The sequence below is a fragment of the Streptomyces cylindrosporus genome, assembly GCF_022698165.1.
Taxonomy (GTDB): Bacteria; Actinomycetota; Actinomycetes; order Streptomycetales; family Streptomycetaceae; genus Streptomyces; species Streptomyces cylindrosporus.
This window is the reverse complement of record NZ_JALDAY010000012.1, coordinates 245,666-268,164: the sequence shown is the minus strand read 5'-3', so window position 1 is coordinate 268,164 and position 22,499 is coordinate 245,666. Positions and strand designations below refer to the sequence as shown.

Genomic DNA, 22,499 nt, shown 5'->3' with positions numbered 1-22,499 from the left:
GTCCAGATAACTGAACGCATAACTCCGCGTCCGCTCCCTTGACACCCCCGCCCGAACCGGCGAACCTTCAACACATCACTTGTGGGAGCGCTCCCACAGTACCTGACACATACACATCCCGCACGTTCCCCGCCCGAGCCGCAGCGAGTACGAACGGGCGCCACCAATGCAGTTGGCCGGGGGGTCGGCACGTCAGGCAACAGGAGGACGCAAATGGGCACGAGTACCCGACGGTCCCGCCGGCTGATGGCCCTGGCGGCCGTCGCCGCGCTGACTACGGGGCTGCTGGCCGGCTGCTCCAAGGACTCGGACGACGGCTCGTCGAACTCGAACGACGGCGGCAACGCCAAGGGCAAGACCACGTTGACCATCGGCACCTTCGGTGTGTTCGGCTACAAGCAGGCCGGCCTCTACGACGAGTACATGAAGCTGCACCCCGACATCAGCATCAAGGAGAACGTCACCACCCGTACCGACGTGTACTGGCCCAAGGTACTGACCCGGCTGCAGGCCGGCTCCGGCACCGACGACATCCAGGCCATCGAGGTCGGCAACATCACCGAGGCCGTGCAGACGCAGGGCAGCAAGTTCGTCGACCTCGGCAAGGACGTCGACAAGTCGCAGTGGCTGGACTGGAAGAACGCGCAGGCCACGACGAAGGACGGGAAGCTCATCGGGCTCGGCACCGACGTCGGTCCGATGGCGATCTGCTACCGCAAGGACCTGTTCAAGAAGGCCGGCCTGGAGACCGACCGCACCAAGCTCGCCGCGGAGTGGAAGGGCGACTGGGCGAAGTACGTCGACGTCGGCAAGGAGTACATGAAGAAGGCGCCCGCGGGCACAAAGTTCGTGGACTCGGCCTCCTCGGTCTACAACGCGGCCCTCGGCGGCGGCACCGAGCGGTACTACGACAAGGACGGCAACGTCATCTGGGACAAGTCCGACGGCGTGAAGAAGGCCTGGGACGTCGCGATGTCGGTGGCGACCAGCAACATGTCGGCCAAGCTGAAGCAGTTCGACCCGACCTGGGACCAGGGCTACGCCAAGGGCTCCTTCGCGACGGTGGCCTGCCCGGCCTGGATGATCGGCTACATCGAGCAGAAGTCCGGTGACTCCGGCAAGGGCAACTGGGACGTGGCGGCCGCGCCGACCGCGTCCAACTGGGGCGGGTCCTTCCTCGGTGTGCCGACGGCGAGCAAGCACCAGAAGGAGGCCATCGCGCTGGCCAAGTGGCTGACCGCGCCCGAGCAGCAGGCCAAGGTCTTCGCCAAGCAGGCGAGCTTCCCGTCGACCCCGTCGGCGTACTCGACCCTGAAGCCGGCCGCGGACACCACGGCCTACTTCTCGAACGCGCCGATCACCCAGATCTTCGCCGACTCGGCCAAGACCATCCCGGTCCAGTACTTCGGCATCAAGGACCAGCCGATCAACACCGCGATCACGGACGTCGGCATCCTCCAGGTCGAGCAGAAGGGCAAGAGCCCGACGCAGGGCTGGGACGCGGCCAAGAACGAGGTCAAGGACGTGCTCGGCCAGTGAGCAGCTCCAAGCAGGCTCTCGCGCATCCCGCGACGAGCGCCGACGCCGCGCCCGGCACCCCGCCGGGCGCGGCCCGGGGCGCTCACGGTCGCGGTACGCCGCCCGGCCCCGAATCGTGGCGCAGCCGGCTGTACCGCTGGGACATGAAGGCGTCCCCGTACGCGTTCATCGCCCCCTTCTTCGTCATCTTCGGGGCCTTCGGGCTCGTACCGCTCCTCTACACGGCCTGGTACTCGCTGCACAACGTGCAGCTGTCCGGCCTGGACCACCAGACCTGGGCCGGCCTGGACAACTACAAGAACCTGCTGTCCTCGGAGTTCTTCTGGAACGCCCTGGAGAACACCTTCACCATCGGCGTGATCTCCACGGTGCCGCAGCTGCTGATGGCGATCGGGATCGCGCATCTGCTCAACTACCGGCTGCGCGGCTCGACCCTGTGGCGGGTCGTGATGCTCACCCCGTACGCCACCTCGGTGGCGGCGGCGACGCTGGTCTTCACGCTGCTGTACTCGTGGGACGGCGGCATGGTCAACTGGCTGCTCCACTTCGTGGGAATCGACCCGATCAACTGGCGCGAGTCCGACTGGGGCGGACAGTTCGCCGTCTCCTCGATCGTGATCTGGCGGTGGACCGGCTACAACGCGCTGATCTACCTCGCGGCGATGCAGGCGATCCCCTCCGACCTCTACGAGTCGGCGGCGATCGACGGCGCGGGCCGCTGGCAGCAGTTCCGCCATGTGACGATCCCGATGCTGCGGCCGACGATCCTGTTCACGATCGTCGTCTCCACGATCGGCGCGACGCAGCTGTTCGGTGAGCCGCTCCTGTTCGGCGGGGTCAGCGGCTCGAAGGGCGGTTCCGCGCACCAGTACCAGACGCTCGGCCTCTACATGTACGACCAGGGCTGGGGCATCGGCAACCTCGGCAAGGCCTCCGCGATCGCCTGGACGATGTTCCTGATCCTGCTGATCGTCGCCGCGGTCAACCTGCTGATCACCCGACGGCTGAGGAAGTCCCAATGACCACGAGTGAACTGACGGCACCTCAGGTGCGAAAGGAACCGCGACGGTCCCGCCGGGTCATGGGCGCGGGCAAGCAGATGCACGCCGGTCCGGTCACCTATGTCGTCCTGACGGTCTTCGCGCTGATCTCGCTGGCCCCGCTGGTCTGGACGGCCATCGCGGCCTCCCGCAACAACGAGCGGCTCGCGCAGTCGCCGCCGCCGCTGTGGTTCGGCGCGAACCTGTTCAAGAACCTTCAGGCCGCGTGGGACCAGGCCGGGCTCGGCACCGCGATGGTCAACTCCACGATCGTCGCCGGTACCATCACCATCGGCACGGTCGTGTTCTCCACGCTCGCCGGGTTCGCCTTCGCCAAGCTGCGGTTCAGGTTCTCGAGCACCCTGCTGCTGCTGACCATCGGCACGATGATGATCCCGCCGCAACTGGCCGTCGTACCACTGTACTTGTGGATGTCGGACCTCGGCTGGTCCAACCAGCTGCAGACGGTCATCCTGCCCACCCTGGTCAGCGCCTTCGGTACGTTCTTCATGCGGCAGTACCTGGTGCAGGCGCTGCCCACCGAGCTGATCGAGGCGGCCCGGGTGGACGGCGCGAGCAGCCTGCGGGTGGTGTGGCACGTGGTCTTCCCGGCGGCGCGGCCCGCGATGGCCGTACTGGGGCTGCTGACCTTCGTGTTCGCCTGGAACGACTTCCTGTGGCCGATCATCGCCCTGAACCAGCAGAACCCCACCGTGCAGGTCGCCCTGAACTCGCTCGGCACCGGCTATGTCCCCGACCAGGCCGTGATCATGGCGGGCGCGCTGCTGGGCACCCTGCCGCTGCTGCTCGCCTTCATCCTGTTCGGGAAGCAGATCGTGGGCGGCATCATGCAGGGCGCGATCAAGGGCTGATCAAGGGCTGACACTCCAACGACCCCGTTTCGAACTCTTCGGTCTGAACCTCTTCGGTCTGAACGACCATTTATGGGAGCGCTTCCATGCCTGAACCCGCAACGCCGGCCACCCCGGTGACCTTTCCCCCCGCCTTCCTCTGGGGCGCCGCGACCTCCGCGTACCAGATCGAGGGGGCGGTGCGGGAGGACGGCCGTACGCCCTCGATCTGGGACACCTTCAGCCATACGCCGGGCCGGACCGCCGGCGGCGAGCACGGTGACATCGCTGTCGACCACTACCACCGCTACCGCGAGGACGTGGCGCTGATGGCCGACCTGGGCCTGTCGGCGTACCGCTTCTCGATCTCCTGGTCGCGGGTGCAGCCGACCGGCCGGGGCCCCGCCGTGCAGGTGGGCCTGGACTTCTACCGGCGGCTGGTGGACGAGCTCCTCGCGCACGGCATCAAGCCGGCCGTGACCCTCTACCACTGGGATCTGCCGCAGGAGCTGGAGGACGCGGGCGGCTGGCCGGAGCGGGACACGGCGCTGCGGTTCGCGGAGTACGCGCAGATCGTCGGCGAGGCGCTGGGCGACCGGGTGGAGCAGTGGATCACGCTCAACGAGCCGTGGTGCAGCGCCTTTCTGGGGTACGGCTCCGGGGTGCACGCGCCCGGCCGCACGGACCCGGAGGCCTCGCTGCGGGCGGCCCATCACCTCAACCTGGCACACGGCCTGGGCGCTTCGGCGCTGCGGTCGGTGATGCCGGCCCGCAACTCGGTGGCCATTAGCCTCAACTCGGCGGTGGTCAGGCCGCTTTCGCCGAGTGATCCGGCGGACCTGGCGGCGGCCCGGAAGATCGACGACCTGGCCAACGGCGTCTTCCACGGCCCGATGCTGCACGGGGCCTACCCGGAGTCGCTGTTCACGGCGACGGAGCCGGTCACCGACTGGTCGTACGTCCTCGACGGCGATCTGCGGGCGATCCACCAGCCGTTGGACGCGCTCGGCCTCAACTACTACACGCCGTCGCTGGTTTCGGCGATGGACACGCCGCCGAGCGGTCCGCGCACGGACGGCCACGGCGCGAGCGAGCACAGCCCCTGGCCGGGCGCCGACGACGTCGCCTTCCACCAGACACCCGGCGAGCGCACGGAGATGGGCTGGACGATCGACCCGACCGGCCTGCACGAGCTGATCATGCGCTACACGCGCGAGGCCCCCGGACTGCCGCTCTACATCACGGAGAACGGCGCGGCCTACGACGACAAGCCCGACCCCGACGGCCGCGTCCACGACCCGGAGCGCATCGCGTACCTGCACGGCCACCTCTCGGCCGTACGGCGCGCGATCACCGACGGCGCGGACGTGCGCGGCTACTACCTGTGGTCGCTGCTGGACAACTTCGAGTGGGCGTACGGCTACGAGAAGCGTTTCGGCACGATCTACGTCGACTACGCGACCCTGGCCCGCACCCCGAAGTCGAGCGCCCACTGGTACGGCCGAGCGGCCCGCACCGGCACGCTGCCCCCGGTGGAGGCGGCCCAGTAGCGGGGCCCACGCACGGGGGGGGGTGCGGGGCGCGGCGGCCGAGGGGGCCGCCGCGCCCCGGTCCTCAACCGGTCAGCACTCCATGTACCACTCCCCCGAGAACGGCTGCAGCAGCAGGAACACGAAGGCCGCGAGCAGCAGTCGTACGACGATCAGCACCCACATGGCCGGGCGGGCACCGCGACCGCCGCGGCCGGCGAGGAGCCAGGTCAGCGGCAGCGAGAGCAAAATCCCGGCGGCGAGCCAGAGGCGGCTGTCCTGGGTGGCCTGGTCGCAGTAGACGTGTCCGCTGAGCGAGTACATGCCGTAGGCGGTGCCCAGGCCGAGAACCGCCTCGACCCCGAGCGGCACCGCCCACCGCAGCGGCAGCCGGAGCACGCCCAGGCCTTTCACACGTGACGTGGCGGGCATAGGGGGCCCTTCCTCACTCGTACCAGGGGAAGACGGACACGATCCAGACGTCCATGTTCTTGTACTTGCCTGTGCGCTGCTTGCCGCTGGGGTGGTCGTCGCCGCTGATGTGCCGGTTGCGGACCCACAGGGACCGCTCAGCAGGAGATCAGCGAGCTCTCAGTGCCGGGGTGTCTCATGTGGTGTGCGGGACGGAGGAGACGAGCAGCCCGCAGGTCTCGGGAGGACGTCATGGGTTTCATCGCGCTGGTCCTGCTGGCGCTGGTCATCGGCGGTGTGGTCGCGTTCGTCGGCAAACGGCAGGCGGGCGGGGCGAGTTCGCCGCCCGGTTCCGGCTTCGGCGGCGGCTCCGCGCAGCAGTCGTACGACGCCGCCGCGGACGCCGGTGCCGAGGCGCACCGCTGGGTGGAGTTGCTCGGCGGGAGTCTGTCGACGCTGGACGCGGGTGGCAATCAGGCCGCCCGGCAGGCCCTGGCGGACGCGGGCGAACGGCACCGGGCCGCCCAGGGCCAGCTGGCCACCGCCTACTCCCCCGCCCAGTACGCGCTGGTCACCCAGAGCGCGGTCGAGGGCCTGCACCATGTCCGCACCGCCCGCACCGCGTTGGGCCTCGACCCCGGTCCGGCCCTGCCGACGACCGGCCTGGGCGGCGGCCAGGTCACGGTCGGCGGCCGGACGTACACGGCGTCCGCGCAGCCCGGCGCCGCGAACCCGTACTACTACCCCGGCGGCGTGGTCGGCGGCCGAACCGTGCCCGGCGGCTGGTACAGCCAACCCTGGTGGAAAACGGCCCTGGTGGCGGGCGCGGCCGGCGTCGGCGGGATGCTGCTGGCGGACGCGATCTTCGAGGGGTTCCACCACCCGCACGGCCCGGGGCCCGGCGGTCCGGGCGGGCCGGGCGGCTTCGGGTTCGGGGGCTTCGGAGGGCCCGGGCCCTTCTGACCGCCACCGCCGTACAGCTCCGCATACGTCCGCGCGCCCCGGCCGGATGGGGGGAAGTGCCGGCCGGGGCGCGTCAGCCCCCGTGTCGCGTTGGCTAGTTGAAGGCGCCGAACGCCTTCGAGAACGCGTCCTTGTCCTGGACGATCGAGCTGCACGTAGCGTCGGCCGAGGGCTTCGCGCCCCCTGCGCACTGCTTGTCGCGCGTGGCCGACCACATGGACAGCCAGCCGAGGCCCTTGGACTTGGCGAAGCTCACCAGCTGGGAGGCGTCGTCGACCTTGAAGATCTCGGAGGAGACGTCGTTGACACCGATCATCGGCGTGACCGCGACCGTCTTCCAGGCGGCGGCGTCGGAGAGCCCGAGCACGCTCTTGACCTGGGCCTGCGTGGCGGTGGCGGCCTGCTCGGCGTACGTGCCCATGTCGCCGCTGTACGAGGCGCCGTAGTCCATCGCCATGATGTTGACGGTGTTGATCTTCACGCCGTTGGCCTTGGCGTTAGACAGGAGGTTCACGCCGTCCTGGGTGAGGCCCTCGGGCATGACCGGGAGGGTGAAGGAGACGTCCAGGTCGGGGTGGGCCGCCTGGAGCTTGGCTATCGCCTTGGCGCGGTTGGTGTTCGCCGTGGTGTTGGGCAGCGCGCCGCCCTCGACGTCGAAGTCGACCTTGGTGAGCTTGTACGCGTCCACGACCTTGCCGTACGCCGTCGCCAGCGCGTCCGCCGAGGAGCAGGTCGTCGCGAGTTCCGAGCCCGACGCGCCGCCGAAGGAGACACGGACGTCGCCGCCCTTGGCGCGCAGCGCGCCGATCTGGGAGGCCACACCGTCGCTGCCGAGGTCGGTGACACCGCCCCACTTGGGGGTGCAGCCGCCGCCGTCCGTGATGAAGGCGAGGTTGTAGTTCTTCACGCCGGTCGCGTCGGCGCTCGCGAGCAGGTCGAAGGCCGGGTAGAGGGAGGTGTCGACGTACGGGGCGAAGCCGGCGCTCGCGGTCGTGCCGGTGCCGGAGCTCTGGGACGGGGAGGCGGTGGCAGTGGGGGTTGCGGTGGGGGTCGGAGTGGCCGTCGGTGTGGTGGTGGGGGTGGCGGACACGGTCGGGCGACCGCTCGGCTCCGGCGTGGCGCTGCCGTCGGTGGAACACTTCGCTCCGTCGACGAGACAACCGGTCGGATCCGCGGTGCCGTTGACGACGAAGCCGACGGTGACCGACTCACCCGGCGCCAGGCCGTCCGTGTCCCACTTCGCCGAGGTCACGGTGACGTGCTGCCCGCTGACCGCCGACTCCGCGTTCCACAGGGAACTGAGCCGGTCGCCCGACGGGAGGTCGAACTCCAGCTTCCAGTCCTTCTCCGTCGCGCCACTGTTGTTGGTCACGACGTACTGCGCGGTGTAACCCGTCGACCAGTCACTGGTCTTCGTGTACGCGGCCCCGATGCCGGCCGCCTGAGCGGTGCCGGTGAGGAGGACCGCGCCACCGCCCACCACGGCCGCCGCGACGACCCCGCCGATGACCTTGTTTCTGCCACTCACCTTGCGTCGATGCATGCTCATGGCGTGGCACGCTAGCGACCCCGAAACGGGCAAAGTGCCTGTTCCGGGCGGGGGTTGAGGATCTTAGGGTGCGCTTAAGGAAGGGATCGGGGACGGTTAAAGGTCGAGACCAATCGGACGGTACGGCGCCTGCGCACCCGGTGTCCGCGACGCTCGGGCACCCGGCCGTCCAGCTGGATCCAGATCCGCACCTCGGTGCCGCCGAGGACCGACGAGCCGATGCGTACGTCGCCGCCGGTCGACTCTGCGAGCCTGCGCACGATGTCCAGGCCCAGGCCGGTCGACCCGGCGTTGCCCGAGCCGCGCCCGCGTGCCATCGCCGCCTCCGGGTCGGGTATGCCCGGGCCCGCGTCCGAGACGAGCACGATCACCGCGTCCTCGCCGTTGTGCAGGTCGACCGCGAAGGCCGTGCCCTCGGCGGTGTGCCGGAACACATTGCCGAGCAGGGCGTCGAGCGCGGCCCCGAGGTCGGCCCTGGCCACGGGTATCCGCACCGGCCGGTCCGCGCCGGCCACCCGCCACTTGCGGCCCTCGTCCTCGGCCAGCGCCGACCAGAACGCCATCCGCTCCCGCACCACCTCCGCCGCGTCGCACCCGGCACCAGGCCCGGCCGCCGCGGTCTGCGGCTTGGCCTCCCGCGCGGTCCGGATGATGGTGTCGACCTCCCGCTCCAGCTGGGCGACGGCGGCCCGGGTCTGCTCGGCGGCCGGCCCGTCCCCGAGCGAGGCGGCGTTCAACCGCAGCACGGTCAGCGGTGTACGCAGCCGGTGCGACAGGTCCGCCGCCAACTCCCGCTCGTTGGCCAGCAGTTGTACGACCTGGTCGGCCATGGAGTTGAACGCGACGGCGGCCAGCCGCAGTTCGGTCGGCCCCTCCTCCGGCACCCTCGACCCCAGCTTCCCCTCCCCCAGCTCGTGCGCGCCCTCGACCAGCTTCCGCGCGGGCCGCACCATCCGTACGCCCAGCCGGTCGGCGACCGCGACCGAGCCGACGATCAGCGCGAGGCCCACGCCGGCCAGGACCGCCCAGGCCATGCCCACGCCGTTGCTGACCTCGGACTCGGGGACGTACACCTCGACGACCGCGATCTCGCCCGAGCTCAGCGCGACGGGCTGGAGCAGGGTGGAGCCGCCGGGCACCTCTGTGGTGGAGGCGCGGCCGAGTTTCCGTACCGTCGCCACGTCCTTGTCGGCGGCCCGCTGCCGTCCGATGTCGGTGGCCTCGCCGTCGGCGCTCGCCGGTATGTGGACGGCCATGCCGTCCTCGGTGCCGGCGGAGGCGACGACCCGCTCCAGCTGCTCCCGGTCGGTGGTGATGGACAGGGCCGGGGCGACGGCGGCGGCCTCCCGTTCGGCGTTGGAGAAGGCGCGGTCGCGGGCCATCTCCTTGATGACGAGGCCGAGCGGGATCGCGAAGGCGACGACGACCATGGCGGTGACGGCGAGACAGACCTTGACCAGTGCCCACCTCATACCGGCGGCTCCAGCTTCACACCGACGCCCCGCAGGGTGTGCAGATAACGGGGTCGCGCCGCGGTCTCCCCCAACTTGCGGCGCAGCCAGGACAGATGGACGTCGATGGTCTGGTCGTCGCCGTACGACTGCTGCCACACCTCGGCGAGCAGTTCCTTGCGCGGTACGACGACACCGGGGCGACCGGCCAGGAAGGCGAGCAGGTCGAACTCGCGCCGGGTGAGGTCGAGGCGGACGCCGTCCAGCTCGGCCTGGCGGCGCAGTGGGTCGACGGTGAGGCCGCCGACGCGCAGGACCGAGGAGGGCGGGGCGTCACCGGCGGCGGTGCGGGAGCGGCGCAGGACGGCCGCCATCCTCGCCGACAGGTGCTCGACCGAGAAGGGCTTGGTCAGGTAGTCGTCCGCGCCCGCGTTCAGCAGCCGGACGATCTCCGTCTCGTCGTCCCGGGCGGTGGCGATGATCACAGGCACGTCCGTGATCCCGCGCAGCATCTTCAGCGCCTCGGACCCGTCCAGGTCGGGCAGACCGAGGTCGAGGATGACCACGTCGAAACGGAAGTGGGCGACCTCGCGCAGCGCCTCCAGCGCCGTCCCCACACTGCGCACGATGTGCGCGGCATCGGTCAGGTGCCGGATCAGCGCCGAACGTACGAACTGGTCGTCCTCGACCACGAGCACACTTGCCATGCGCCGCACCGTACGCCATGCGGGCGAGCCGCATCGGGGCCTGTGGACAACTCACGGCACCCGCCGATAAGGGCTGTGGACAACCCCGGACGGGTGCGGCGGGTGGGACGCGTGAGGCAGTATGACCGGCGATGCGCAGAGGACTCGTACACGTACTGGCTTGGCTGCTCGCCACGGGCGCGGCGGTCACGCTGTCGTGGTGGGGTGTCCACACGGTGATGACGGGCACGGCCTACGACCCGCCGCGCGCCCTGCCGATCACGGCCGCGGGCGCGACCACACAGGAGTCGAAGCCACTGGCGTCGTCGACCGCCCGCCCCTCGCCGTCGAGGACCCCGACGCTCAGGCCGTCCGCGACACCCACGCCGACACCCTCGAAGACCCCGGCGCACAGCCCCACGCCCACCACCTCCCCCACCGCCTCCGGCCAGGTCAAGAGTTACGACACCGACGGCGGGCGGGTGGTCCTCGACCTCGGCGAGACGTCCGCGTCGCTCGTGATGGCGACACCGGCCACCGGCTGGTCGATGCAGACGTGGAAGACGGACACCTGGATCCGGGTGGAGTTCACCTCGGGCACGGACAAGGTCTCGGTGATCTGCACCTGGCACGACGGGCCGCCGCGGGTGGACGTGGGGAACTACTAGCGGAACACCGAGGCCGGCGGGGCCGGTGAGGCGACCGCCGCCGCGTCCGTGACCGGGGTCGCGCCGCCCGTGAAGTCCAGCAGGGCGCGGCCGTGTTCGACCCGGCCGGGATGGGGGTCGGAGGCGGCCCGGCGGGTCAGTTCCGGGGTCGGCAGCGGACTGTCGGAGCCGACCAGGACGGCGTTGCCGAAGCGTTTGCCGCGCAGCACCGTCGGGTCGGCGACCAGGGCGAGCTCGGGGAAACGGGCGGCGGCGGTGGCGATCTGGCCGCGCAGGTGGGCGAGCGGGGGGCCGTCGGCGAGGTTGGCGGCGTACACACCGCCGGGTCTGAGGGCCCTGCGGACCTCGTCCAGGAACTCGGTCGAGGTGAGGTGGGCGGGGGTGCGGGCCCCGCTGAAGACGTCGGCGATGACGAGGTCGGCCCAGCCGTCGAGAACCTTGGCCAGCCCCTCGCGGGCATCGACGGCGCGCACCCGGATGCGGGCGTTCGGGTCCAACGGCAGCTCACGGCGGACCAGTTGGACCAGGGCCGCGTCGCGTTCGACGACCTGCTGGGTGGAGCGGGGGCGGGTGGCGGCGACGTAGCGGGCGAGGGTGAGGGCGCCCCCGCCGAGGTGCACGGCGTGGACGGGCCTGCCGGGCGGCGCGACGAGGTCGATGACGTGGCCGAGGCGGCGCTGGTACTCGAAGGAGAGGTACGTGGGGTCGTCGAGGTCGACGTGCGACTGCGGCGCCCCGTCGATCAGCAGCGTCCAGGCCCGCGCCCGGTCCCGGTCGGGTATGAGCTCGGCCAGCCCGCCGTCGACGGCCTCGACGACGGCTTCGACGGCGGCCCCGCCGCGCCGGGGGTTCCTGGACTTTCCCATTGGGCCATTATCGACGGCCCGGTACGGGTGCGCCTGCGCACGCCGGTCACTGGCAGTTGTCCGCCGCCTCGATCAGCCGGGCCGCCTCGCCCAGTGCCGCCCGGAGCACCGCCGGGTCCGTCGCGAGGTCGACCTCGCCGGGCGGGAGCAGCCAGTCCGAGCCCTGCACCGGGGGCTCGGGGTTCAGGGACAGGCCTCGTCCGTCGGTCTCCGTACAGGTGCTGCCGGGCACGTCCCAGCCCGCCGCCGTGCCGGGCGGGACGAGGAACCCCAGGGTGTCGCAGCCGTCGTCGTGCAGTACCGGGCCGACCGCCTCGTACGCCCCGCGGCGCAGGATGTCGACGGCCTCCAGACCCTGCCGGGCCGGCACGGTGACCAGGTCGCACGCGCCCCCGGGCAGGGGTGGCGCGCTGTGCTCGGGAGTCGGCGCGTGCCCCGCCGACGTCAATGGCGTCGTCTCCATCCCGGTCTCCACCACGGAACCCCTCCTTGAACGAAGCGGGTCGGGAGTTCGGGCGGCTCCCGGTCCACAGGGTTCAACGCACGCGCGCGTCAACGGCTACGGCGGAAGTCAGCCGCAAAGGATGGCAGTTCATGGCGGATCCCGGATGAGATATCCGGTTTGTAGCCAAACCCTGCGTGGCGGGTCCGACACAGCAGGTACGTTCTTGCCCGCCGGAAACAGGGTGGCACACGAACAACTCACCCCAATTCCGGCATGGTTCGACGGTTCGCACGAGAGGACCCGGCCATGGCGTCGTCAAAGGTGACTTCGTCCCAGACCACCCGGCCACCGCGGCCGAACCTCGCCTTCCGGCAGCTGCGCGGCCGGCGCTCCCCGGCCGAGTTCGCCGCCGCGGTACGCCGGGCGGCGCGCGAGATCGGTGAGCGGGTCAGCTGTGACGCGCGCTACATCGGCCGGGTGGAGGCGGGCGAGATCCGCTGCCCCAACTACGCGTACGAACGGGTGTTCCTGCACATGTTCCCCGGCCGCGCGCTCACCGACCTGGGCTTCGCGCCCCGCTCGTCCGTACGCGGGCGCCGGGCGCACGCGGCCGAGGACGCGCCCCTCGTTCACCCAACGAGCCGGGCATATGCGCCAGGTGAGACACCGGGGGCGTACGAGCCGTATGACACGCAGGACCACGAGAAGCACGACACGTACGAGACGTACGAGAACGAGGAGAGCGACGTGCTGCGTCGCGCATTCATGACCGGCGGGGGCGCCACCGTGGCCGCCGCCTCGCTGGGGCCCATCGGGCTCGCCTTCGACGCCGCGGCCGCGGGACGTCCCGTGCGCCGCCCCGGGACGAGCGACGCGTACGCGCTGGAAGAGGCCGTACGCAGAATCCGGCTGCTGGACGACCGGCACGGCGCGGACGGCCTCTACCGGCGCGCGTCCGAGCCCCTGCGCGCCGCGTACGCGCTGCTGGACGCCGGCGCGACCCGGCAGACGACCGCCGACCGGCTGCACTCGGGCGCCGGTGAACTCGCCATCTCCGTGGGCTGGCTGGCGCACGACTCGGGCCGCTTCGACGACGCCCGCTCGCACTACGCGGAGGCGCTCGCCACCGCGCGGATGACCGGGGACGACGCCCTGGAGGCACACGCCTTCTGCAACACCGCCTTCCTCGCGCGCGACGCGGGACGGCCGCGGGAGGCGGTGCGGGCCGCGCAGGCCGCGCAGCGCGTCGCGCGCCCGCTGGGCTCGGCCCGGCTGATGTCGCTGCTCGCGCTGCGCGAGGCGGGCGGCTGGGCGGGGCTCGCCGACCGCACCGGCTGCGAACAGGCCCTGGCCCGCGCGCAAGCCCTCTACGACCGGGGCACCTCGGACGCCGACCCCGAGTGGATGAGCTTCTACGGCGAGGCCGAGCTGGAGGGCCTGGAGGCACAGTGCTGGTCGACGCTCGGCGACTGGCCGCGCGCCGCCCGGCACGCGCGCCGGGCCGCGCAGCTCCAGGACGCGCACTTCAGCCGCAACATCGCCCTCTACACCGCGGAACTCGCGGACGACCTGGCACGCGGCGGGCGCCCGGACGAGGCCGCGGCGGCGGGCATGCGCGTACTGGACCTCCTGGACCAGGTCCAGTCGTCCAGAATCCAGACCATGCTGGCCGGGACGGCGCGCGTCCTGCTGCCGCACCGGCGGGCGTCGGGGGTGTCGGCGTTCCTGGAAAGGCACGCGTCACTGCCGCGCACGGCGTGACGCTTCCGGGGCGTAAAGCGTGCCGGTCGGGCCGCGATCAGGCCAGGTGCCCCAGATCGTTCCAGCTCTCGATGGCCGGCTCGCCGTACGCCCAGCCCAGTACGGACAGCGACGTCGGATTCAGCCTGATGCGGGCCGCGAAGTCGATCGGCAGCCCCAGCCAGCGCGCCCCGATCGACCGCAGGATGTGCCCGTGGGCGAACACGAGCACATCCCGGTCGGCCGATCGCGCCCAGGCCACCACCTCGTCGGCCCGCGCGGTCACGTCGGCGAGCAACTCGCCCTCCGGCACCCCGTCCCGCCAGATCAGCCACCCGGGGCGTACGCCCTGGATCTCGTCCGGCGTCATGCCCTCGTAGGCGCCGTAGTCCCACTCCATGAGCGTGTCCCACCGAGCCGCGCGCTCCCCGAACCCGGCGAGTTCGCACGTCTCACGCGCGCGTGCCAGCGGACTGGTGCGCACCTCCACCCCGGGCAGGCCGTCGAACGGCGCCCGGTGCAGCCGCTCGCCGAGCAGCTTCGCGCCGCGCCGGCCCTCCTCCAGGAGCGGCACATCGGTCCTGCCCGTGTGCTTGCCGGACAGCGACCACTCGGTCTGTCCGTGCCGGGCCAGCAGGATGCGCGGTGCCATGGGAGAAGGACCCCTTCCGGAAGAAATGACAGGCGGACCTCTCCATCATCGCGCACCCTGGTCAGGGGCAACCCTGCGGTCGATCTCTGCGTCTTTGAGGGCCGGGGGCGCCCCACGCGGGCGCGCACGTACGCCGTAAAGTGGCACGACCCGCGCATCACCGGGCGCCGCGCGAGAATGAAGGGGGAGGCGATCGGATGCCGAAGACCGAGACGACACCGGGCACCGAGGCTGCAGCCCCACGCACCCGCCTGCGCTGGTGGACCGAGCTGCCGCTGATCCTGCTGGTGTACGCCTGCTACTCGGCCGGCCGGCTGTTCGCGCGTGGCGAGACCGACGGCGCCGTCGACCACGGCCTGGCGATCCTGCGCATCGAGAAGTTCCTGCACATCAACGCCGAGCACCCGCTCAACCGGCTCTTCACCCGCGAGTCCTGGCTCGGCGTCCCGGCCGACTTCTGGTACGCGTCGCTGCACTACCTGGTCACCCCGGCGATCCTGATCTGGCTCTTCCGCTCGCGTGCCGTGCACTACCGCGCCGCCCGCATCTGGCTGATGACGTCCACCTTCATCGGCCTGATCGGCTTCACCCTGCTCCCGACCTGCCCGCCCCGCCTGCTCTCGGCGGGCCACGGCTTCGTCGACACGATGGCCCAGTACAGCTCGTACGGCTGGTGGGGCGGCGCGGCCAGCGCGCCGAAGGGCCTGGGCGGCATGACGAACCAGTACGCGGCCATGCCGAGCCTGCACGTGGGCTGGGCGCTGTGGTGCGGGGTCATGCTGTGGCGGTACGGCAGGACGCGTACGACCAGGGTCGCCGCCGTGGCCTACCCGCTGCTGACCACGATCGTGGTCATGGGCACCGCCAACCACTACTTCCTCGACGCGGTGGCGGGCGCGGCCGTGATGGGTGTCGGCCTGTTCCTGACGCCGTACGTGATGCGGGTCGCGGACCTGATCAGGAGGCAGCTCCCCTTCGGCGCAGGGGGCTCTCAGGCCGCAGGTTCCTCAATTGTCAGTGCCGGATGCCAGACTTCCACGGGTGAGCGATTTCCACGGCAGCGCGAGTCCCGGGCCGGATCCGGAGCCCCGCCGAGTGCCTCTCCCACGGACGCGGGGGAAGGCGCTCCGGCAGCGGCTCGCTGAGCTGCGCGGTCCCGACGTCCCGGCCAAGGCCCTCGACGCGCGCGCCCTCGCGGCCCTCGCCGCCAACCCCGGCTGCAGGCGGCGCGCGATCCTGGACGGCGCCGGGGTGGACAAGACGGCGCTGGCCGGCGCGCTGGGCTCCCCGTCGGCCTTCGGGCAGTCGCAGTTCGCGCTGACGCGGGGCAACGCGTTCGAGGCGAAGGTCAAGGCGGACGGCGGCGCGGAGCTGCTGCGGCTGGTGCACGAGAAGCTGGACCGCCGCGCCGAGCCGCCGGCCGACGCGGCGGTGCCCGACCTCTCCGCGATCGGTCCCGAGGGGCGTACGGCCCGTACGGCGCTGGCGCTGCGCGAGGCGACCGAGGCGCCGGGCACCTGGACGCTGCTGGACCACCCGATGCTCGCGCTCGACGTGGCCGGCTCCCCCGCCTTCCTGGAGCCGGACGCGGTCGTCGTCCACCCCGACGGCAGCTGGACGGTCGTCGAGATCAAGTCCTTCCCGATGCTGGACGGTTCGGCCGACCCGGCGAAGGTGGGCGCGGCGGCGCGGCAGGCCGCGGTGTACGTGCTGGCGCTGGAGGAGGTCGCCGCTCGCCTCACCCAGAGCGGCGCCCCGGCCCCCGAGGTACGCCACCGTGTCCTGCTGGTCTGCCCGAAGGACTTCTCCAACCTCCCCACCGCCTCGGCCGTCGACGTCCGCAAGCAGCGCGCGGTCACCGGCCGCCAGCTGGCCCGCCTCACCCGCATCGAGGACATCGCCGACACCCTCCCCGAGGGCACCTGCTTCTCCCCGGACCTGCCCGCCGCCGAGCTGACGGCAGCCGTCGAGTCGGTCCCGGCGACCTACGCCCCCGAGTGCCTCTCGGCGTGCGAACTGGCCTTCCACTGCCGCGCCCGCTCCCGCGAGGCCGGAGCGGTCACCACCCTGGGCCGCTCGATCCGCGCGGAACTGGGCGGCCTGACGACGACCGAGGACGTCCTGTCGGCCGCCCACGGGGAGTCGGGCGACCCGGAGGACCCGGCGGTGGCGGCCCTGCGCAGAGCGGCACAACTGCGGGCGGAAGCCCTGGGCCTGGAGGTCACCCCATGTCCCTGATCTCCACCCTCGCCCGTCTCGAAGCCGTCAGCACCGGCCGGGCCCAGCCCGCCGCCACCGTCCGGCATCGGCATCTGTCCGCGCGGCCCCTGGTGTTCGTGCCGCTCACCACCGCCGGTGAGGCCGGCGCCCCGCTCGGCGCGCTCGTCGGGACCGAGCGGGACGCGCCGCGGCTGCTCGTCGTACCGCAGCCGCGCGACCGGGATCTGCGGTTCGCGTTCCTGGCCGAGCTCGCGGACGTCGTCCTGCCGTACATCGACTCGTACGCCGAGGACGTGGAGGCCGCCGAGCGGGGCGAGACCGATCCCGAGACCGGCAAGCGGGTCAAGGTCGAGGTCGAACTGTGCGCGGACGCCCCGCAGTTGATCGTGCCCAGCCGCACGGGCGTCGACTTCGTGCGACTCCTCGGCCGCTCCATGCGCTTCAGGCGTACGGCGGAGCAGGACCCGGAGACGCCGTATCCCGCGCCCCCGCGCGTGCCGCTGCTCGGCCGCTGGCTGACGCACTACGGGGAGCGGGCCCGCGTCCCCGGCTCCTCGCTGCTGCTCGCGATGACCGACGTGCTGTCCCGGCACTGGGCGACGGGCCAGTCGAGCCTGGAGGACCAGCACCTGGGCGCGCTGCTCGCCTGGATCGCCCCGCCGGAGGGCATGACCGGCGCGGAGGCGGCGCTGCACGCCGAGCTCGCCCGCGACCCGCGCGGCCAGCTGCTGTGCCCGCCCGCCGGACCGGCCACCGACCCGGCCTTCGACAACAAGCTCCTCGCCCCGGCCTTCGAGCGCTACGACCGCGCGCGCACCGCCCTCGCCGCCGCCGAGGACGGCCTGGAGGCCGACGACCGGCTCGGTGCGCTGACCGCCGCCGAGCGGGAGGTCCGCGAGCTCGTCGCCAGCCGTACCCGGCCGACCTGGGAGAAGGTCTGGGCCGGCATCGACCTGCTGCGGGCCCTGCCGGCCGGCGCGCACGTCGAGGAGCGGTGGACCCGCGACCGCTGGTCGTTCACCGCCCATCGCGACCGGATCACAGCCGGCGAGCCCCCGCAGCCGCGCCGCGACGACGCGGTGACCGCCGCCAACAAGCTGGCCTCGCGCGAGCGCGAACAGGCCCGCCTGGAGGCGCAGGAAGCCCTCGACGATCCGCTGGTGATGGCCGCGCGGCGGCTGTCCGGGGAGGCGTTCGCGGGCGAGGTCACGGACGTGGTGATGGCGTACAGCGAGAGCAAGCGGCCCAGCCCGCGCCCGCTGGTCACCGTCCGGACGGACGACCGGCCGCATCTGGCCGAGCGGGCGAAGGTGTACCGCTCGCTGGACGGGAAGCCGCAGTCGGCGGAGTTCGTGGGGTACGAGGAGGAAGGCGCCGTCGTGGTCCTCCGCATCCTCGACAAGATGGGCCGCGGCAAGGAGCCCGAGGCCGGGTCCGTGCCCGAGAAGGGCGACCGGCTCTGCTTCACGCTCTTCGAGCACGAGCAGCGCGGCGGCCCGAAGCTGCCCGACCCGGAGGCGACGCCGTGGACGCACGGCGGGCCGCCCGGTGAGGCCGCCGCCGTGCCCGAGTCCGCCGACCCCGTGACCGCCGAGGACGTCCTGTGACCGCAAGTTCCGGCCCCGGCGCCGCCCCTCCCGCCGCCTCCCGCCCCGCCGCCTTCGACCCCGGTGCCGAGGCCTCCCGAGCCACCGCCGACATCCTCCACGACACCCTGCACGGCACCCACCGCGGCGTGGTCGTCGACTCCCCGCCCGGCGCCGGCAAGTCCACGCTCGTCGTGCGGGCGGCGCTCGAACTGGCCGACGCGGGGCGCCCGTTGATGGTGGTCGCGCAGACGAACGCCCAGGTCGACGACCTCGTGCTGCGGCTCGCCGAGAAGAGCCCGGAGCTGCCGGTCGGCCGGCTGCACAGCAGTGACGCCGACCCGTACGACAAGGCGCTGGACGACCTGCCGAACGTACGCAAGTCGGCCAAGGCGGCCGACCTCACCGGCCTCTCTGTGGTGATCTCCACGGCCGCCAAGTGGGCACACGTGAAGGTCGACGAGCCGTGGCGGCACGCGATCGTCGACGAGGCGTACCAGATGCGCTCGGACTCGCTGCTGGCCGTGGCCGGCCTCTTCGAGCGGGCGCTGTTCGTGGGCGACCCGGGCCAGCTCGACCCGTTCGCGATCGTCGGCAGCGAGCAGTGGGCGGGACTGTCGTACGACCCCTCGGCCTCCGCGATCACCACCCTCCTGGCGCACAACCCGGAGCTGCCGCAGCACCGTCTCCCGGTCTCCTGGCGGCTGCCGGCGTCGGCGGCGCCGCTGGTCTCGGACGCGTTCTACCCGTACACGCCCTTCCGCAGCGGCACGGGCCACGACGACCGCCGGCTCTCCTTCGCCGTCGCCTCGGACGGCTCGGGGCCCGACCGGGTCATCGACGAGGCCGCGGAGTCCGGCTGGGGCCTGCTGGAGCTGCCCGCCCGGCACACCCCGCGGACGGACCCGGAGGCGGTACGAGCGGTGGCGACGGTGGTACGACGCCTGCTGGACCGCGGCGGCGCGGCGACGTCGGAGCGCTCGGCCGACCCCGCCCCGCTCACCGCCGACCGCATCGCCGTCGGCACGGCCCACCGCGACCAGGCGTCCTCGGTCCGCGCGGCCCTCGCGGAACTCGGCGTCACGGACGTCACCGTCGACACCGCCAACCGCCTCCAGGGCCGCGAGTACGACGTCACGGTCGTCCTGCACCCCCTCTCCGGCCGCCCCGACGCCACGGCGTTCCACCTGGAGACGGGCCGCCTGTGCGTCCTGGCCTCCCGGCACCGGCACGCCTGCATCGTGGTCTGCCGAGCGGGCGTGACCGACCTGCTGGACGACTACCCGTCCACGGAACCGGTCCAGCTGGGGACCCTCGTGAAGTTCCCGGACGGTTGGGAGGCGAATCACGCGGTGTTGGCGCGGCTGGGGGAACATCGGGTCGGCTGGGCGCCTTGAGGGGACGAGGTCACCGCGGTCCCGGGAGCTGGGTCACCTCGGTCCCGGGACCGGATCCCGGGCCTCACGGGGACCGGAATCCCCGGTCTCACGGCCCTCTTGCGTGGGCGCGGGACAATGGACGGTGGCCCGCGGACCCGCGAGCGTGAACGAACGAGGAGGAGAAGACATGGCGGAGCAGACGCCGCGTCGGAACGAACCGCGGCTGCGCCCCGCGCCCCTGCTCTTCGAGCCCGCGGAGGTGGCGGCCGATCCCGAGCACTTCTTCGACCTGGAGTCGATCGACGACCCCCGCGCCCTGCTGGCCCGCGCGACGGAGCTCACGCACGCCTTCCGCGCCGCGGCCGACCGGGCGGTGGAGTTCCAGGCGATGGCCGCCGCACAGCTCGCCGACCCGCGCCGCTTCGACCGGCTGACGCCCGCGGACATCGCCGAGCGTGCCGAGTGGACCGAGGACTACGCCAAGAAAATGGTCGAGTTCGGCCGCGACCTGCTGAGCGGCGCGGAGGGCGGTCACGGCTCGGCCGACCCGGTGTGAACACGCATCATTTCGGTTTGGCATATGCCAGGTGGGCAAGATACCCCTCCCCGCGCGCCTCTGTCCCGAATACCGGCAACTCTCAGAAACGGAACGTTCACGCCCGGTAGATGTAGATGCCATGAGCATCGACCGTTTCGACATCAGCGGTGTCACCCCGGACGGAGCCTCCTGGCTCGCCTCCGCAGGAACGTATCCGCGCAGCACGCTCTCCCTCTGGGAGGAGCGCCCCGAGGCCCCGGTCGTACTGCCCTGCGGCGCCGTCTTCGACGTCGTCAACGCGCCCGCGGTCTTCGGGCGCCGGATGATCGACCGCCTGTGGGACGAGGGCCCGGGGTCCGGCCCCGTCGCCGTGTTCCGGGGCCGGATGCTGCTCTTCGCCGCGCCCGGCACGGCCCAGCGGCTGCCCTCGCTGCTGCGGTGGGAGGAGTTCGGCCGCACCGGGGCGATCCCGCCGCTGCTGTGCCACGGCAACGGCGACGCGGTGACCGTCCCGCCCCTGCTCGGCATCCCCGCGCCGACCTCCGCCGACTGCCGCTGGCTGGTCGCGCCGGACACCCGCCACCCCTGGCTCCCGGGCCCGGAAATCCTGCTGTGGGCGGCCGTGCGGGCGGCCCGCGCGGCCGTACGGATATCGATTTCGTCGTCCGCCGATCAGGATGCTAAGGTCTACGACGTCAGCAGGCGCCGCTAGCTCAGTTGGTTAGAGCAGCTGACTCTTAATCAGCGGGTCCGGGGTTCGAGTCCCTGGCGGCGCACCTGTGAAGGGCCTCTCGTGGAAGCGAGGGGCCCTTTGGCGTTTTTCTGCTGGGGGTCTGGGGCCCGCGGCGGAGCCGCTATTGGACACAGCCCCCCAGATGGATGCAGCATCAGCGGGTCCGGGGTTCGAGTCCCTGGCGGCGCACAGACAGCGAGGCCCTCCGTGAGAGCGGGGGGCCTTTTGCGTGCCGTCGGTCGGCCGCCGGCCTACCCCACCGTGATCTTCACCGTCCACGCTCCCGAAGCCGTCCGGCCCTCCGCCTCCACCCGTACCTTCGTGCCCGGCACCGTGAAGCTCTCGCCGAGGGCGACCGGGGCGTCGGCCAAGGGCGGGTAGACGGAGTTCTCCCAGCAGGCCTCGGTGTGCGGGTGGGCGTCGATCACCTGGACGGGGCCGTCGCCGGACTGGGCGCCGCTGCGGACGCGATAGACGAGGATGCCGGAGCGGCAGGTCGCCACGTCGTTGCCGACGGGGCCGCGCGCCTCGAAGGCGAGCACGCTGTCGGGACCGGTGCGCACGACCACGAGCTTGGTGCCGTGGCCGAGCCCGAAGGCGGGCGCCCCGGCCGCGCCCGTCACCGGCAGCCCGGGCCCCGCGCCGAGCGGCTCCAGCGTCAGCCGGGTGGTGCCCGAGTCCCGTACGCACACCACCTGGCGCGGTTCCAGCCACCCCAGCTTCCACTTGTGCCAGCCGAAGAGGTCCGGCGCGAGTCCGAACTGGCTGCCCATCAGGTCCCAGTCGCCGACGTAGGTGTCCCAGTCGCCCTTGCCGTCGACCGGCCGGTGGTAGAGGTCGGGCAGGTCGAAGACATGGCCGGTCTCGTGGGCGAGGACCAGCCGGTCCGGCGGGTGCTTCTCGAAGACCGTGACGACCCGGCGCACGTCCGCGCCGTCGGCCCGCAGCGGGGTGTCCAGGTTGACGACCTTCGTGGCGTCCGAGTCCACGCCGGGCGCGTCCGGGTCGGCGACGAAGTACACGACGTCGTAGCGGGAGAAGTCGACCGCGGGATCGGCGGCGGCGAGCGCGTCGCGCAGGTAGGCGGCGCGGTCCTCGGGCCGCCAGTCGCGCTGTATGGCGTACGCGGTGGACGGCTTCGGCATCCGGATCCAGTGCCTCAGCGGATGCGGGCGCAGGGTGAACCTGCCGTAGGAGGCGCGCTCGAAGAAGCGGCTGGTGGCCGGGAAGTGATCGGCGGTCAGCTGGGCCGGGGTGGTGCGCGGCGCCGAGTCCGGGAAGGACAGGAAGACCATCACCGCGTCCAGCCGGCGGGCCGGGCGCGGATAGGCGGCGTTCCAGGTGTCGAGGCCCTCCGAGTGGTGGGCCTCGGTGCGCCGGAGGGCGCAGGGGCCGGCGGAGAAGGGCTCGGCCACCGAGGGGCCGGTGATCAGTGAGGTCGCCGCGAGTGCGGACAGGGTGGTGCACACGGCGGCCGTGCTGCGCAGTCGGGAGCCCCTGAAGGTTTTGAGGGGGAACTGACGCGGCACAGGGACCTCCGGGAGCGGTTCGCGGGACACCGCACCCAGCCTGTGTTGGATTGTCGTACTACGCCCTGTTTGTCTGCCCCAGAAGAGTGAGCCACCCGAAAGGCCGTCAGGCCCGACACCCCCG

The 22,499-nt window shown here is 72.1% G+C and carries 21 protein-coding genes and 1 tRNA gene; 14 read left to right on the top strand and 8 right to left on the bottom strand.

Features of this window, described 5'->3' with window-relative positions:
* Positions 1–213: 213 nt before the first annotated feature.
* From MQP27_RS36300 to MQP27_RS36285, 4 genes are all read left to right on the top strand, one after another.
* Positions 214–1,539, top strand: a complete 1,326-nt coding sequence (locus MQP27_RS36300; protein WP_242773239.1) for an ABC transporter substrate-binding protein — start codon at positions 214–216, stop codon at positions 1,537–1,539.
* Entirely contained in the window at positions 1,536–2,561 is a 1,026-nt protein-coding gene (locus MQP27_RS36295) for a carbohydrate ABC transporter permease (RefSeq protein WP_242773237.1), read from the top strand. The genes MQP27_RS36300 and MQP27_RS36295 overlap by 4 nt, the downstream gene beginning before the upstream one ends.
* On the top strand, positions 2,558–3,451 hold the full coding sequence (locus MQP27_RS36290; RefSeq protein ID WP_242773234.1) for a carbohydrate ABC transporter permease: 894 nt from the start codon (positions 2,558–2,560) through the stop codon (positions 3,449–3,451). Before MQP27_RS36295 ends, MQP27_RS36290 begins: the two co-directional genes overlap by 4 nt.
* An 86-nt stretch (positions 3,452–3,537) precedes the next feature.
* Positions 3,538–4,980 carry a GH1 family beta-glucosidase gene (locus MQP27_RS36285; protein ID WP_242773231.1) on the top strand — a complete coding sequence of 481 codons (1,443 nt, stop codon included), beginning with the start codon at positions 3,538–3,540 and terminating at the stop codon, positions 4,978–4,980.
* A 72-nt stretch (positions 4,981–5,052) separates the two neighbouring features.
* On the opposite strand, the gene MQP27_RS36280 is transcribed toward MQP27_RS36285, so the two are convergent.
* Positions 5,053–5,391 (bottom strand): hypothetical protein, encoded by a 339-nt coding sequence (locus MQP27_RS36280; RefSeq protein ID WP_242773228.1) that lies wholly within the window; start codon positions 5,389–5,391, stop codon positions 5,053–5,055.
* 231 nt (positions 5,392–5,622) lie between these two features.
* Between MQP27_RS36280 and MQP27_RS36275 the strand changes: the two genes are divergently transcribed.
* Entirely contained in the window at positions 5,623–6,333 is a 711-nt protein-coding gene (locus MQP27_RS36275) for a hypothetical protein (protein ID WP_242773225.1), read from the top strand.
* 94 nt (positions 6,334–6,427) lie between these two features.
* Here MQP27_RS36275 and MQP27_RS36270 read toward each other — a convergent pair whose 3' ends face one another.
* From MQP27_RS36270 to MQP27_RS36260, 3 genes are all read right to left on the bottom strand, one after another.
* A complete protein-coding gene (locus MQP27_RS36270; RefSeq protein ID WP_242773223.1) occupies positions 6,428–7,882 on the bottom strand; it encodes a glycoside hydrolase family 18 protein in 1,455 nt (484 codons plus the stop codon).
* 74 nt (positions 7,883–7,956) lie between these two features.
* On the bottom strand, positions 7,957–9,354 hold the full coding sequence (locus MQP27_RS36265; RefSeq protein WP_242773221.1) for a sensor histidine kinase: 1,398 nt from the start codon (positions 9,352–9,354) through the stop codon (positions 7,957–7,959).
* Positions 9,351–10,040, bottom strand: coding sequence for a response regulator transcription factor (locus MQP27_RS36260; RefSeq protein WP_242773219.1), 690 nt, complete (start codon positions 10,038–10,040; stop codon positions 9,351–9,353). Before MQP27_RS36260 ends, MQP27_RS36265 begins: the two co-directional genes overlap by 4 nt.
* 131 nt (positions 10,041–10,171) lie before the next feature.
* Between MQP27_RS36260 and MQP27_RS36255 the strand changes: the two genes are divergently transcribed.
* The gene (locus tag MQP27_RS36255) at positions 10,172–10,687 is read left to right on the top strand and encodes a hypothetical protein (RefSeq protein ID WP_242773216.1); all 516 of its coding nucleotides are present in this window, start codon (positions 10,172–10,174) and stop codon (positions 10,685–10,687) included.
* Here the strand turns inward: MQP27_RS36255 and MQP27_RS36250 are convergent.
* On the bottom strand, positions 10,684–11,553 hold the full coding sequence (locus MQP27_RS36250; protein WP_242773214.1) for a spermidine synthase: 870 nt from the start codon (positions 11,551–11,553) through the stop codon (positions 10,684–10,686). The two genes, MQP27_RS36255 and MQP27_RS36250, sit on opposite strands and share 4 nt — an antisense overlap.
* Before the next feature lie 46 nt (positions 11,554–11,599).
* Positions 11,600–12,031: a hypothetical protein gene (locus tag MQP27_RS36245; RefSeq protein WP_242773213.1), complete on the bottom strand. Its 432-nt coding sequence runs from the start codon at positions 12,029–12,031 to the stop codon at positions 11,600–11,602.
* 273 nt (positions 12,032–12,304) lie between these two features.
* Here MQP27_RS36245 and MQP27_RS36240 point away from each other — a divergent pair, with 273 nt between their 5' ends.
* Positions 12,305–13,759: an NsdA family TPR-like regulatory protein gene (locus tag MQP27_RS36240; RefSeq protein ID WP_242773212.1), complete on the top strand. Its 1,455-nt coding sequence runs from the start codon at positions 12,305–12,307 to the stop codon at positions 13,757–13,759.
* A 37-nt stretch (positions 13,760–13,796) separates the two neighbouring features.
* Here the strand turns inward: MQP27_RS36240 and MQP27_RS36235 are convergent, their stop codons facing one another.
* Positions 13,797–14,390 carry a histidine phosphatase family protein gene (locus tag MQP27_RS36235; RefSeq protein WP_242773211.1) on the bottom strand — a complete coding sequence of 198 codons (594 nt, stop codon included), beginning with the start codon at positions 14,388–14,390 and terminating at the stop codon, positions 13,797–13,799.
* A gap of 197 nt (positions 14,391–14,587) precedes the next feature.
* Between MQP27_RS36235 and MQP27_RS36230 the strand changes: the two genes are divergently transcribed.
* From MQP27_RS36230 to MQP27_RS36200, 7 genes are all read left to right on the top strand, one after another.
* Complete coding sequence (locus MQP27_RS36230; protein WP_242773210.1) at positions 14,588–15,535, top strand: phosphatase PAP2 family protein; 948 nt, start codon at positions 14,588–14,590, stop codon at positions 15,533–15,535.
* Positions 15,486–16,628, top strand: coding sequence for a hypothetical protein (locus MQP27_RS36225; RefSeq protein WP_242773209.1), 1,143 nt, complete (start codon positions 15,486–15,488; stop codon positions 16,626–16,628). Before MQP27_RS36230 ends, MQP27_RS36225 begins: the two co-directional genes overlap by 50 nt.
* Positions 16,619–18,217 (top strand): amino acid adenylation domain-containing protein, encoded by a 1,599-nt coding sequence (locus tag MQP27_RS36220; RefSeq protein ID WP_242773208.1) that lies wholly within the window; start codon positions 16,619–16,621, stop codon positions 18,215–18,217. The genes MQP27_RS36225 and MQP27_RS36220 overlap by 10 nt, the downstream gene beginning before the upstream one ends.
* Complete coding sequence (locus MQP27_RS36215; RefSeq protein WP_242773205.1) at positions 18,214–19,593, top strand: AAA domain-containing protein; 1,380 nt, start codon at positions 18,214–18,216, stop codon at positions 19,591–19,593. The genes MQP27_RS36220 and MQP27_RS36215 overlap by 4 nt, the downstream gene beginning before the upstream one ends.
* Positions 19,594–19,762: 169 nt before the next feature.
* The gene (locus MQP27_RS36210) at positions 19,763–20,131 is read left to right on the top strand and encodes a DUF8844 domain-containing protein (RefSeq protein ID WP_242773203.1); all 369 of its coding nucleotides are present in this window, start codon (positions 19,763–19,765) and stop codon (positions 20,129–20,131) included.
* A gap of 121 nt (positions 20,132–20,252) precedes the next feature.
* Entirely contained in the window at positions 20,253–20,825 is a 573-nt protein-coding gene (locus MQP27_RS36205; protein WP_242773201.1) for a bifunctional DNA primase/polymerase, read from the top strand.
* Positions 20,816–20,889, top strand: a tRNA-Lys gene (locus MQP27_RS36200). Before MQP27_RS36205 ends, MQP27_RS36200 begins: the two co-directional genes overlap by 10 nt.
* A 208-nt stretch (positions 20,890–21,097) precedes the next feature.
* Here the strand turns inward: MQP27_RS36200 and MQP27_RS36195 are convergent.
* The gene (locus MQP27_RS36195; protein WP_242773199.1) at positions 21,098–22,375 is read right to left on the bottom strand and encodes a M6 family metalloprotease domain-containing protein; all 1,278 of its coding nucleotides are present in this window, start codon (positions 22,373–22,375) and stop codon (positions 21,098–21,100) included.
* Positions 22,376–22,499: the final 124 nt, after the last annotated feature.

What these genes read in the sequence shown, in the direction of transcription:
- MQP27_RS36300 (WP_242773239.1), top strand. Translation starts at nt 214, where the DNA reads ATGGGCACGAGTACCCGACGGTCCCGCCGGCTGATGGCCCTGGCGGCC.
- MQP27_RS36290 (WP_242773234.1), top strand. Translation starts at nt 2,558, where the DNA reads ATGACCACGAGTGAACTGACGGCACCTCAGGTGCGAAAGGAACCGCGA.
- MQP27_RS36285 (WP_242773231.1), top strand. Translation starts at nt 3,538, where the DNA reads ATGCCTGAACCCGCAACGCCGGCCACCCCGGTGACCTTTCCCCCCGCC.
- MQP27_RS36280 (WP_242773228.1), bottom strand. Translation starts at nt 5,391, where the DNA reads ATGCCCGCCACGTCACGTGTGAAAGGCCTGGGCGTGCTCCGGCTGCCG.
- MQP27_RS36275 (WP_242773225.1), top strand. Translation starts at nt 5,623, where the DNA reads ATGGGTTTCATCGCGCTGGTCCTGCTGGCGCTGGTCATCGGCGGTGTG.
- MQP27_RS36270 (WP_242773223.1), bottom strand. Translation starts at nt 7,882, where the DNA reads ATGAGCATGCATCGACGCAAGGTGAGTGGCAGAAACAAGGTCATCGGC.
- MQP27_RS36265 (WP_242773221.1), bottom strand. Translation starts at nt 9,354, where the DNA reads ATGAGGTGGGCACTGGTCAAGGTCTGTCTCGCCGTCACCGCCATGGTC.
- MQP27_RS36260 (WP_242773219.1), bottom strand. Translation starts at nt 10,040, where the DNA reads ATGGCAAGTGTGCTCGTGGTCGAGGACGACCAGTTCGTACGTTCGGCG.
- MQP27_RS36255 (WP_242773216.1), top strand. Translation starts at nt 10,172, where the DNA reads ATGCGCAGAGGACTCGTACACGTACTGGCTTGGCTGCTCGCCACGGGC.
- MQP27_RS36250 (WP_242773214.1), bottom strand. Translation starts at nt 11,553, where the DNA reads ATGGGAAAGTCCAGGAACCCCCGGCGCGGCGGGGCCGCCGTCGAAGCC.
- MQP27_RS36240 (WP_242773212.1), top strand. Translation starts at nt 12,305, where the DNA reads ATGGCGTCGTCAAAGGTGACTTCGTCCCAGACCACCCGGCCACCGCGG.
- MQP27_RS36235 (WP_242773211.1), bottom strand. Translation starts at nt 14,390, where the DNA reads ATGGCACCGCGCATCCTGCTGGCCCGGCACGGACAGACCGAGTGGTCG.
- MQP27_RS36230 (WP_242773210.1), top strand. Translation starts at nt 14,588, where the DNA reads ATGCCGAAGACCGAGACGACACCGGGCACCGAGGCTGCAGCCCCACGC.
- MQP27_RS36220 (WP_242773208.1), top strand. Translation starts at nt 16,619, where the DNA reads ATGTCCCTGATCTCCACCCTCGCCCGTCTCGAAGCCGTCAGCACCGGC.
- MQP27_RS36210 (WP_242773203.1), top strand. Translation starts at nt 19,763, where the DNA reads ATGGCGGAGCAGACGCCGCGTCGGAACGAACCGCGGCTGCGCCCCGCG.
- MQP27_RS36205 (WP_242773201.1), top strand. Translation starts at nt 20,253, where the DNA reads ATGAGCATCGACCGTTTCGACATCAGCGGTGTCACCCCGGACGGAGCC.